This window comes from Cryobacterium sp. TMT2-10 (assembly GCF_004403075.1).
GTDB lineage: Bacteria > Actinomycetota > Actinomycetes > Actinomycetales > Microbacteriaceae > Cryobacterium > Cryobacterium shii.
Genome location: NZ_SOGW01000122.1, coordinates 1 through 11,787, shown reverse-complemented (window position 1 = coordinate 11,787; position 11,787 = coordinate 1). Strand labels below are relative to the sequence as shown.

General features: G+C 63.8%; 12 protein-coding genes and 1 tRNA gene. 12 read left to right on the top strand and 1 reads right to left on the bottom strand.

Annotation, left to right across the window (positions count from 1 at the left end):
* The first annotated feature begins 202 nt into the window (after positions 1-202).
* Positions 203-274, top strand: a tRNA-Gln gene (locus E3T37_RS15225).
* Between the two features lie 446 nt (positions 275-720).
* Here E3T37_RS15225 and E3T37_RS15220 read toward each other — a convergent pair.
* Positions 721-1,038, bottom strand: coding sequence for a metal-sensitive transcriptional regulator (locus E3T37_RS15220; protein WP_134368120.1), 318 nt, complete (start codon positions 1,036-1,038; stop codon positions 721-723).
* A gap of 238 nt (positions 1,039-1,276) precedes the next feature.
* On the opposite strand from E3T37_RS15220, the gene E3T37_RS17675 reads away from it, so the two are divergent.
* The 11 genes from E3T37_RS17675 (at position 1,277) to E3T37_RS15165 (ending at position 11,702) form a co-directional block, all read left to right on the top strand.
* Entirely contained in the window at positions 1,277-1,597 is a 321-nt protein-coding gene (locus E3T37_RS17675) for a heavy-metal-associated domain-containing protein (protein WP_134368119.1), read from the top strand.
* Positions 1,598-1,629: 32 nt separating this feature from the next.
* On the top strand, positions 1,630-3,885 hold the full coding sequence (locus tag E3T37_RS15210) for a cation-translocating P-type ATPase (RefSeq protein ID WP_134368122.1): 2,256 nt from the start codon (positions 1,630-1,632) through the stop codon (positions 3,883-3,885).
* Positions 3,886-3,987: 102 nt separating this feature from the next.
* A complete protein-coding gene (locus tag E3T37_RS15205; RefSeq protein WP_134368118.1) occupies positions 3,988-4,479 on the top strand; it encodes a hypothetical protein in 492 nt (163 codons plus the stop codon).
* Positions 4,480-4,575: 96 nt separating this feature from the next.
* Complete coding sequence (locus tag E3T37_RS15200; RefSeq protein WP_166789039.1) at positions 4,576-5,178, top strand: DUF305 domain-containing protein; 603 nt, start codon at positions 4,576-4,578, stop codon at positions 5,176-5,178.
* Positions 5,179-5,464: 286 nt separating this feature from the next.
* Positions 5,465-6,145, top strand: a complete 681-nt coding sequence (locus E3T37_RS15195) for a M23 family metallopeptidase (RefSeq protein ID WP_160141129.1) — start codon at positions 5,465-5,467, stop codon at positions 6,143-6,145.
* 52 nt (positions 6,146-6,197) lie between these two features.
* Positions 6,198-7,442: a M23 family metallopeptidase gene (locus E3T37_RS15190; RefSeq protein WP_134368115.1), complete on the top strand. Its 1,245-nt coding sequence runs from the start codon at positions 6,198-6,200 to the stop codon at positions 7,440-7,442.
* A gap of 31 nt (positions 7,443-7,473) precedes the next feature.
* Positions 7,474-8,046, top strand: coding sequence for a TlpA disulfide reductase family protein (locus E3T37_RS15185; protein WP_241976046.1), 573 nt, complete (start codon positions 7,474-7,476; stop codon positions 8,044-8,046).
* 64 nt (positions 8,047-8,110) lie between these two features.
* Positions 8,111-9,052, top strand: coding sequence for a prolipoprotein diacylglyceryl transferase (gene lgt, locus E3T37_RS15180; RefSeq protein ID WP_134368114.1), 942 nt, complete (start codon positions 8,111-8,113; stop codon positions 9,050-9,052).
* 24 nt (positions 9,053-9,076) lie between these two features.
* A complete protein-coding gene (locus E3T37_RS15175) occupies positions 9,077-9,820 on the top strand; it encodes a cytochrome c biogenesis CcdA family protein (protein WP_134368113.1) in 744 nt (247 codons plus the stop codon).
* Positions 9,821-9,878: 58 nt separating this feature from the next.
* Positions 9,879-11,381, top strand: a complete 1,503-nt coding sequence (locus E3T37_RS15170; RefSeq protein ID WP_134368112.1) for a multicopper oxidase family protein — start codon at positions 9,879-9,881, stop codon at positions 11,379-11,381.
* A 105-nt stretch (positions 11,382-11,486) separates the two neighbouring features.
* Entirely contained in the window at positions 11,487-11,702 is a 216-nt protein-coding gene (locus tag E3T37_RS15165; RefSeq protein ID WP_174844105.1) for a hypothetical protein, read from the top strand.
* Positions 11,703-11,787: the final 85 nt, after the last annotated feature.

Genomic DNA, 11,787 nt, shown 5'->3' with positions numbered 1-11,787 from the left:
CTCCGCCCGGCTCCGCCCGGCTCCGCCCGGCTCCGCCCGGCTCCGCCCGGCTCCGCCCGGCTCCGCCCGGCTCCGCCCGGCTCCGCCCGGCTCCGCCCGGATCGCCGGCGGCACGTTCTCGCCATCGAATTCGGCCCTGAATTTGTACCGCCCGGCAAGGTGGGTTAGAGTTACGAGTCGGCCGGTTCTTCGGAACGGGCAGTGGGGTATGGTGTAATTGGCAACACGACTGATTCTGGTTCAGTTGTTCTTGGTTCGAGTCCAGGTACCCCAGCACTGAGTGAAACCCCCGGTCATTCGGGGGGGGTTTTGTCATTTGTGCGACCCTGTTGAGCCACGTCTGAATCTCGCTATCCGGACGAAGAATCGGTTCCGCGTTGCCCCTTTCGCCCGATTTCCCGCGGATTGCCGAGTCGGCCAGGGCGAAGTGTCGATGGACATGACGTGAAACGTGATGTTCTTGGTTCGAGTCTCCGGATGGGTGACCGTTGAGCGTGGTTTTGCAATGGCGGCTGTGGGGTTTCTGCCCTACGGCTCACAGAGATGGGCCAGAGCTCGCGAGACTGGCTCCGGCGTGCCGACTGCTGTGATGATGATTGATGCAGCCCACAGTGACGATCGCCCCCGCGGCCAACGGCGGACTGTCGAAGACGGCTGCGCCGGCAAGGCCAGTCGCTGGCCTAGGCCAGCGACTGGCAGGAAAGGTTAGCTGCAGGGAGCCTACGAGCGAACCAATCGAGCGATTGCGGTCGAGGCCTCCCGGATCTTGGCGGCCCCTTCTTCACCGCCAGATGCGACGGCGGCCACAACGCAGTGACTCATGTGGTCGTCTAGCAGACCCAGTGCCACGGACTGCAGAGCGCTGGTCATGGCCGATATTTGCGTCAGGATATCGATGCAGTATTGTTCGTCTTCGACCATGCCCTGTAAGCCGCGGGCCTGCCCCTCGATGCGACGAAGTCGCTTCAAGTAGGCATCCTTATTTGAGATGTATCCGTGGGGGCCGGCGTGGGCCGCCTCGTCGTTCGAATCACTCATCGATGTCTTTGTCCTGATCTGTTCTGACCCGTGGGATAACGAAGCCTGCATATGAGTAGCAGAGTAACGATATAACTATACCCCCCGGCGGTATCTAACGAATTGGGCGCTGAGTGGTTGTTTGCCGTCGCCTCATGTTGACCGAGTACCCCCCAGGGGTATACATTGAGATTACCCCCTGGGGGTACTTCCCGACGGTTGCTTCGATCGCCGCGGAACGAAAGGAATCGTGAATACTATGTCGTCGTTGAATCAGAATGATCTTGGCCTTACCGACGCTTCGTGCTCTTGCGGGTCGCAGACACACAAATCGGAGCGTACTGCCGAGTCCGGCGCCGTTACGACGACTTTCCACGTGTCGGGCATGACCTGCTCTCACTGCGTGAAGAGCGTGACGGCCGAAGTGGGCAGGGTCCCCGGGGCCGAAACCGTGGATGTTGAACTTGTCCCGGGTGGTGTCTCGTTGGTCACCGTTTCCAGCGCGGGCCCGCTAAATCCTGCCGCGGTGGCTGCCGCCGTCGACGAAGCAGGCTACGAACTGGTCACGGCGACACCGTGAGCGGCCAGCAGGTCGACCTGCTCGTCGGAGGCATGACCTGCGCCTCCTGCGCGGCCCGGATCGAGAAGAAACTCAACCGCATGCCCGGGGTGGAGGCCTCCGTCAACTACGCCACCGAAAAAGCCAGCGTTTTCGTCCCCGACGGTACGACGATCGAGCAGGCCATCGCGGTAATCGTGGAGACCGGCTACACGGCCGAACGTCCGAGACCGCCCGAAGCTGAGGTCCCCGATGCGCCGACGGAGCAGGACCGCGAGGTCGCAGGCCTACGCCAGCGGCTGATCGTGTCTGGGGTGCTCGCCGCCCCCGTTCTCCTGCTCTCGATGATCCCGCCGCTTCAATTCACCAACTGGCAGTGGCTGGCCCTTACCTTGGCCGCGCCCGTCGCTGTCTGGGGAGCCTGGCCCTTCCACCGCGCCGCCTGGACCAACCTGCGCCACGGTGCAGCAACCATGGACACTCTGATCAGCATCGGCGTGCTCGCCGCCCTCGGCTGGTCGCTGTTTGCGCTGTTCTTCGGCACCGCCGGAATGCCCGGTATGACCATGAGCTTCAGCCTCACCGCCAGCCCCAAGGGCGGAGCCGCTGAGATTTACCTGGAGGTCGCCTCGGCGGTCACCGTGTTCATTCTGGCCGGCCGCTACTTCGAGGCCCGCGCCAAGAAGCAGTCCGGCGCCGCACTGAAGGCGTTGCTCGAACTCGGCGCGAAAGAGACGACCCTCTTGCGGGACGGCGTCGAGACCAACGTGCCAACCGCATCCCTGGTTGTCGGCGACCACTTCGTGGTGCGCCCCGGAGAGAAAATCGCCACGGACGGCACGGTCACCGAAGGAAACTCGGCGATCGACGCGAGCATGCTCACCGGCGAGTCCGTTCCGGTCGAGGTCGGCCCCGGCGCCGCCGTGGTCGGCGCCACCCTCAACTCGGGTGGGCGCCTGGTTGTCCGGGCGACCCGGATCGGAGCCGACACGCAGCTCGCCCAACTCGGTCATCTGGTCGAGCAGGCGCAAACCGGCAAGGCCGAGGTGCAGCGCCTCGCCGACCGCGTCTCCGCCGTCTTCGTGCCCATCGTGATCGCTCTGTCCCTGGCGACCCTCGCCGTCTGGCTGCTCATCGGCGCCGGGCCCGTCGTGGCATTCACCGCGGCCGTGGCCACCCTGATCATCGCCTGCCCGTGCGCGCTGGGCCTGGCAACGCCGACCGCGCTGCTGGTCGGAACCGGGCGCGGCGCCCAACTGGGCATCCTGATCAAGGGCCCGCAGGTGCTCGAATCCACCCGCCGGGTCGACACCATCGTGCTCGACAAGACCGGCACCGTCACCACCGGCCGGATGACCCTCGTCGCGACCGCCCCCGTCTCTGGCGTCACCGAAGAGGAACTCCTCGGCCTCGCCGGCGCGGCGGAAACCGGTTCCGAGCATCCGATCGCCCAAGCCATCGTGTCCGGTGCCCGAGAGCGCAGCGGCGAACTGCCGGCGCCGGAGTCGTTCGCCTCGACCGACGGGCTCGGCGTGCAAGTCCTCATCGACGGCCGGGTCGTGCTGGTTGGCCGGCCGCGCTGGCTGACCGAGCAGTGGGCCATCCCGCTCACGTCTGAACTCCAAGCGGCGCTCTCATCGTTCGAGGACCAGGGTCGCACCGTGGTAGCTGTGGCCTGGGACGGCCACGCGAAGGGCTTGATCGCCGTGTCCGACACGGTCAAGGACACCAGTGCCGCTGCCATCGCCGAGTTCCGGCGCCTCGGCCTGCGACCGGTGCTCCTCACCGGTGACAACGCGACCGTGGCCGCATCCGTGGCCGCAGAAGTCGGCATCACTGAAGTCCGGGCCGGCGTCCTCCCGGCCGAGAAAGCGGCAATCATCCGGCAGTTGCAGGGCGAGGGACGTGTCGTGGCGATGGTCGGCGACGGCGTAAACGATGCTGTCGCGCTGGCCACCGCCGACCTCGGCATCGCGATGGGATCCGGAACGGATGTCGCGATCGAGGCCAGCGACCTGACCCTGGTGCGCAGTAACCTCGTGGCGGCAGCGGATGCGATCCGGCTTTCCCGCCGCACCCTCGCCACCATCAAGGCCAACCTCTTCTGGGCCTTCGCCTACAACGTGGCCGCGATCCCGCTGGCCATGTTGGGCCTGCTCAACCCGCTGATCGCGGGCGGCGCAATGGCGTTGTCCTCCGTCTTCGTCGTGAGCAACAGCCTCCGGTTGCGCAGCTTCCGCGGCCTCAACCTGACGATCACTGCGTCGCCCACCGGCGTCCCCGTGGCAGTGCCGATAGGCGTCGACTGACCTGCTGCTTTTGGTTTCACAGGTAGCCCTGCGCAAAAGTCGATACTGTAGGGGGGTATACACGGAGACGCTAACCGCGACAGGCATGGACCCGGAGGTGACATGAAGCTCGATCGCATCACACGAGCGGCGTACCTCCGGAAGCCTGCCTTCCGGTCCACGCTTATGGCGATGGTCGCCTTGGCCGCGATTCTGTTCAGTTTTCTGGCCATGAACTCAACGCACGCCGGGCATGAGACCGGTGGGACCGCATTTGCGACCGCATCCGGCCAGGCACCCGATGTGGGTATTGTGCCCGGCGTCGGCGCTGGCGCTGGCGTTGTCGCAACAGGCGCCGTTGTCGCGGCAGCCTCCATTGCCGCTCACGCCCGCATCGGGGTGCTCGGCTGCGCTGACTGCGTACTGGACTGTGCAATCCTCGCGATGACCTGCACCATTGTGCTCGTGCTCGCTTCGCTGATCTTGCTCGCCCGGCAGCCGTCCCTCTATCGTCGACTGCTCGACGCAGGCGGATGCAATGTTCGTCACCTCAGCGGCCCGACACTCCATATTTACCGACCGAGTCTGACAGCACTTTCCATCAATCGTATTTAGAACCAAACCCTCCCGCGCGCCGTCATGTCGCCGCGCGGATTTCTTGCGCCTTTCGGCGCTGCGGTTTCTTGGGTCTAACTATGAATGGAAAACAGAATGCTTAAATCACGTATGTATCTGGTCACGTCAGCGTCCCTGGCCGCGGCGCTCACGCTTAGTGCCTGCACCAACGGAACAGCCCCCAATGCCCCATCTGCCACGTCCAGCGCTGCCGCTTCCGCCGCTTCCGCACCAGCTGATGTGACGTTTGCCCAGATGATGATCCCGCACCACAAACAGGCTGTTGAGATGAGCGACGACATCCTCGCCAAAGTGGGTATCGACCAGCGAATTCTTGATCTTGCCACGCAGATCAAGGCTGCCCAGCAGCCTGAAATCAAGCAGCTCAAGGCTTGGCTCACCGACTGGGGTACCGACGAGACCAGCACCCAGGGCATGGATGGAATGTCCGGTATGGGCGACGGATCGGACGGCCTCATGTCCGATGCTGACATGATGGCGCTCAACAAGGCCTCCGGTGCAGAGGCCGGCAAGCTCTACCTGAACCAGATGATCGTCCACCACGAGGGTGCCATCAAGATGGCGCAGCTGGAAGTGGATGAGGGCCAGAACGTAGACGCGAAGGCCATGGCGTCGAACATCGTGGCAACCCAAACCGAAGAGATCGGTGTCATGAAAAGCATCCTCGCGACCCTGTAGGACTCTCTGACGCACGGGGCGCCGCGCGAGCGAGCCCCGCTCATTCTCATGCGCGCCCACGACGATCCCTCGCTGAGGTTCGTCGCCGCCTGGTGCGCGCCATCGGTACTACTCTCCGGCATCTCGAGGAACAACATTTATGCACTCACCACCGGTCACATCCCGCCGGCTCCTGCGCGCGGCCGAAGCGCGCCGACGCAGGACACGGTCACCCCTGTCGTGGCAAAAGCGGGCCCCGGGCCCGGCACGACCGCCGACGCGGCATCGATTGTTCGGCGGCGTCGCGATGACGTTTGTCGCGCTCCTCGCGGTCAGCGTCTCCCTGCCTGCTCTCGCGGTGAACCCAGACGCCGTGATGGCAGTCTCACGGAGCCGAGTAACAGGCGGTGCGGCGCAAGCCTTTCCGGCAAACGAGGCAGGCGCGGTAACCGCTGTCCTTCGCGACGGATTCACCGTGGAACGAGTGAAAAAGCCTTTGCCGGGCGCGTATACCCAAACAGCTGGCACGTATGTCAACTACTTGGATTCGCCAATCCAGTGGCCCTTCACTGTCGGGGTTCCGATCTCGACGGACTTCGGTCCGCGGGTGCCGCCCTGCGTTGGGTGCTCGAGCTTCCATAAGGGAATCGACATGAACCCCGGTGTGAACACTCCCATCCAAGCGATCGCAGACGGCGTGGTGAGAGAAGTATCGGCGACCGACGATAGCGGCCTCGGCGTCTACGCCATCATCGACCACATGATCGGCGGGCGGCTTGTCAGCAGCCTCTACGCCCACATGACGGAGGGCTCCCTCGCTCTCAGCGTTGGGCAACCTGTTCTGGTTGGCCAGTTCGTGGGCAATGTCGGCACGACCGGTCAGAGTACCGGACCACACCTTCATTTCGAGATACTGCTCGACGGCTCCGCACCGACAGACCCATTTGCCTGGCTCACGCAGAAAGTACGTCCCAATGGCGCAAACTAAATGCCACCCGCAGTCGCCCAAACGCCCGGTCCTCGTGAAATGGGCCGGAACGATGATCGCTACGCTGTCGCTGGTCGCCGTCATCGGCGTGGCGTCCCCGGCAGCAGCCGGCGGGTACCCGTCGTGGTCAGACGTCGAGAGCGCGCGTTCGAGCGAGGCGTCGAAGCAAATGCAAATCATGGCGATCAAGGATTTGATCGCCGGGCTCGTGACCGAGGTGGCGACGGCCAGGGACCTGGCCGCTCGACGCGGTGCTGAGTACGAGCGCGCACAGGGGGCATTCGACGAAGCCACCTACCGCGCCACGACTCTCCAGAGCCAGGCCGATGACGCCACTCAGCGCGCCAGCGTGTCCCAGCGCCAGGCCGGCCGGTTGGCCGCGACGCTGGCCCGCGCGGGCGCTTCCGATCTCTCAATGACCATCTTTCTCCAGGGCGAGAACTCCGACGCCTTGCTCTACCAGCTTGGCGCCATGAGCAAGCTCACCGAGCGTTCCAGCACAATCTACGAACATGCAGCGACGGACCGGAATTCCGCGACTGTCTTGACCGACCAGGCGAAGGTAGCGAAGGAGGCGCTCGGCGCCCTTGCCAGAGAAGCAGAGACGACCCTGAAGGACGCCACCACGGCCAGCGCCGCACTGATGTCAAAGCTCGCGGAACAAGAGCAGAACGCAGGCACTCTCCAAGCGCAACTCGCGGTCCTCAGCGATAACCGCGCCGCCACAGAGGCCGATTATGCCAAAGGCGAGGAAGCTCGCCGAGCAGCCGAGGCGGCAGCTGCAGCCTCCGCTGCTGCGGCTGCTGCTGCAGCTGCTGGCGCTGGTGGCGCTGCCGCGTCGTCCGGGGGAGGCGGTGGATCGGCTCTGGACGTCGGTCAGCTCAGCGAGCAAGGGTGGGCGCTTCCCGTGTCTGGCTGGATCAGCGACTCCTTCGGCCCGCGCCCCTCCAAACCTGTGGCCGGCGTCGGCGCCTTTCATTACGGTACTGACATCGCCGCTGGGTGTGGGCGAGCGGTATCGGCCGCGACCGGGGGCACGGTCATTTTCGCCGGGTATCTCGGCAGCTACGGCAATTGGGTCCTCATCGACCACGGCAATGGCGTTCAAACCGGCTACGCACACAACAGCCAGATCCTGGTCAGCAATGGCCAGCAGGTCGCCGCCGGCGAGACCATTTCCCTCGTCGGCACGACCGGGGCCTCCAGCGGATGCCACTTGCACTTCGAGACTCGAGTCGATGGCGCCCGAATCAACCCCGTGCCGTTCATGAGCGCGAGAGGGATCACCCTTGGATGATCGCAGGTGGAGAACCCGGCTCGTTGGAGCAGTGACGTTCGGGGTGGCAGCCGCGATACTGCTCAGCGCTTGCGCGAGTGATTCGCTCGCTGACCAGTACCGGGCCGGCAGCAACAAAAACTACATTGCTGGCGACGGATCGGTCACCGAGATCGCGTCGGCGAATCGGCTGACGCCGGTCGATTTCACCGGCACCCTGGAGTCCGGTGGCACGACGACGCCGGCGGATTATCGGGGACGAGTACTCGTTTTGAATTTCTGGTACGCCGGTTGCGCACCCTGCCGGGCCGAAGCCCCCGACCTTCAGGCTCTGTGGACCAAATATCAGGACCAGGGAGTCAGCTTCCTGGGAGTGAATATCCGTGACCAACTCAGCACTGCACACGGCTTCGCGGCGACCTACGGCATCACCTACCCATCTGTCATCGACGCCGACACGGGCTCTATGCAACTGGCCTTCAGCGGAACGGTCGCGCCGAACGCCGTTCCGACGACCATCGTCCTCGATAAGCAGGGCCGCGTGTCCGCACGGATACTCGGCCGGATCCCCGACGCGAGCGTCCTCGATGCGCTGATCAGAAGCGCACTCGAGCCAGACAAATGACCATTTCACGGCGGTACCCGAGCGCCCTCCGCCCGCTCCAAACCCAGGAAAGAACGCCCCGCCCATGACCATTCTCAGCAGCATCCCGAGCCCGGACATCAGCTCCTTCCAGCTCGGGCCGTTCCAGATTCACTTCTACGCCCTGTTCATCCTCACCGGCATCGTGGTCGCCGTGGTCCTGACGTCCCGGCGGCTCACCCGCCGCGGCGGAGAGCCCGGGATCGTCTTGGACATCACGCTGTGGGCCGTCCCGTTCGGCATCCTCGGCGGACGGCTCTATCACGTGGTCACGCATCCAACCGACTATTTCTTTCCCGGAGCGGATCTCTGGAAGACGCTCTACGTGTGGGAGGGCGGACTGGCGATCTTCGGGGCCATCCTCTTCGGCGGCCTCGGCGTGTACATTGCCTGCCGTCGAGCCGGAGTGCGATTCCTCTCGTTCGGCGACGCCCTCGCCCCCGGCATGCTGCTCGCCCAGTCGTTCGGGCGCCTCGGTAATTACTTCAATCAAGAACTCTTCGGCACCCCGACCACGCTCCCATGGGGCCTCCAGATCAACCCAGGCCAACCGGCGTTCCCCACCGGATTGCCTGCGGAGACACTCTTTCACCCCCTGTTCCTGTACGAGATTCTGTGGAACCTGGCCGGCGTCATCATCGTCCTGCTCGCCGAGCGTCAGTACAACCTCCGCTGGGGCAAGACCCTCGGCCTCTACCTGATCATCTACGGGGTGGGCCGCACCTGGTTTGAATCCTTCCGGCTGGACCCGACAGAATTTGAACTTCTCGGCGTCAAGATCAACATGATCACAGCGGCAGCAGTCGCAGTCGTCGGCCTCATCTTGATCATCGTCCAATCCTGCCGCCACACGGGACCGGAAACAAGCCCGTACCTCCCCGGTCGGCAACGCGCATCGCTTCAACAACCGATCACGGGACTGCCGCCGACTGCCGCTTCTACGCACGCCGTTGACGCCCCGCCGAGCAACACCGTAGGGCAGAAATGAGGGCGTCGATGATGAGGCGGAGCCATGGGTGAAGACTTCGCCCAAATCGTCCTCAGCGGACAACTACTGATTGCAATCCCGATCGCCTTGCTGGCTGGTCTTGTCTCCTTCGCGTCGCCCTGCGTACTGCCCCTGGTGCCCGGATACCTGGCATACGTGGGCGGCATGGCCGGTCAAGGGGGCGTCCACACCCGACGACGCCTCCTCATCGGCGTCGGCTTGTTCGTCCTGGGTTTCTCGGTCGTGTTCATCTCCTATGGCGCCGCCTTCGGAGCTGCAGGGTATTGGCTGGTGCGCTGGCAAGATCCGATCACCCGTGTGCTCGGTATTGTCGTGATCATCATGGGGCTGGCGTTTATCGGCGCTTTCTCTGCGTTTCAACGCACGGTGAAACCGCGTTTCGCGCCGGCCACCGGGTTGGCTGGGGCGCCTCTTCTCGGTTTGGTCTTCGGCGTCGGTTGGACGCCCTGCCTCGGTCCGACTCTGACAGCCATTTCACTGCTCAGCCTCGGCACGGGATCCCCCGGGCGGGGCGCCCTGTTGGGCCTGTTCTACTGCCTGGGACTGGGTATCCCGTTTCTGTTGGTCGCTCTTGGGTTCAACTGGATGGCCAGTGCGATTGCCTGGTTGAAACGCCACATTCGCGCGATCAACAGAGTTGGCGGCTCCATGCTGATCCTGATCGGGGTGCTCATGGCTAGCGGCGTGTGGACACTGTGGATCTACAGCATGCAAGCACTGATTGGTGGGGTTGTGCTCCCGATCTAGCAGGGCTCACCGTCACGCTTCCCGCTCATTCATCCCATTCTCTTTTGAAGGAACCGCCATGAACCAATTCCTCACCCGCCGCACTTTCCTTGGCGCATCGATCGCCACGGCGACCACGGTTGCACTGGCAGCCTGCAGCACACCATCCCCGAACTCGCGACCGTCCGACCGGATTCTGCCGGACGATCCGATGATCGCCAAAGTCGAGGCACGCCGCCCCGCTACCGGGCGCAGGAGCACACAACAGTTGAACGCCGGGGCGTTTGCCACCAGCGTCGCCGGTACGACGCTGACGACCTGGGGCTACAACGGCTCCCTCACCGGGCCCACGATCCGAGCAGCAGTCGGCGACCGGCTGGAGGTTGCCGTATCCAACGCTCTTGCAGAAGCCACCACCGTGCACTGGCACGGCCTGGCGCTCCGAAACGACGCCGACGGCGTCCCTGACCTCACACAGAACGCCATCGCCCCAGGATCCGACTTCAACTACAAGTTCCGGCTCAACCGGCCGGGCACCTATTGGTACCACTCGCACGCCGAAATGCAACGCGAGCGGGCCCTCTACGGTGCCCTCATCATCGAGGATCCAAAAGAACCACTGTCCTACGACCAGGACTGGGTCATTGTGCTGGACGACTGGCTCGACGGCATTACCGGCACTCCTCAGGAAGCCCTCGACGAACTGTCCATGGGAATGAACATGTCCGGGATGGACATGACGATGAAGCACATGCTGATGGGGTCCCACAGCTCCTACCTCGGCGGTGACGCAGGTGACGTGACGATGCCGGCGCATCTGTTCAACGATAAAACCACCAGTGACGCGGAAATCTTTGCCAGCCGCCCGGGCAACCGCATTCGCCTGCGCATCATCAACGCAGCAGGCGACACCGCTTACCGGGTCGGTGTGCCGGGACAGAAAATCACCCTCACCCACGCGGACGGATTCCCCGTCAAGCATCAAGACGTGGACGCAGTCGTCCTGGCCATGGGGGAACGTATCGACGCGATCCTCACCGTCGCGACCGGTTTCACACCGGTCGTCGCTTTACCAGAGGGCAAGAAAGGCGTCGCGCACGGCCTCATCAGCACCGGCACCGGGACGGCCCCCGATACGAACGGGCTGCCCACCGTACTCGATGGGAAGGTCACCGACGGCGGTCGTCTGAAAGCACACGAGTCCGTCCTGCTGTCACCCCGGTCGCCCAACCGCGTTCACACCATGCGCCTGACCGGCACCATGGCAAAGTACGACTGGGGCATAAACGGTCGACGTTTTGACATGATGACCCCCTTCGCGGGCGCCTTCGAGGTCGCCGTCAACGACCGCATCCAAGTGAAGATCATCAACCAGACGAAGATGTGGCACCCCATGCATCTGCACGGGCACACCTTCCAAATCGCCGGCGACGGAGCACGGAAGGATACGGTCATCGTTCGGCCCAACGAGACGGTGACGTTCGAATTCGAAGCGGACAACCCGGGCCAATGGCTCGCACATTGCCACAACGCCTATCACGCCGGCCGCGGCATGATGGGGGTCTTTTCTTACGTTCGCTGACGGGTGCCGACGGACGCGAGACGGGTCTCCAACATGGAGGGAATGCTCAGCTAAATTGAAATACTATGAGTGATAGTAGTTTGGGGTTGTCCCGGCAGGTGGTGATTGGAGCTGGGTTATGGGGCGAGTTTTGCTGTCAACAACGATTTTGGCAGCGTTTCTCGGTGGTGTGGTGGCCTTGATGGCCCCTTGCTGCGCCTCAGTCATGTTGCCGGCCTTTTTGCTTCCAGCTTCCGTAGCCGAAGCCAGATCCTGGCGATGACATTCGTATTCGCGGCCGGTGTCGGCACGATCATTCTCCCCATCGCCCTAGATGAGTGAGTCCTAATGGTCGTAGGCGATGAGGGATCGTTTGTTGGGTGTTCCGAGGAGCCAGTTGTGCCAGATTCCGGCGGCGAGGGCGAGT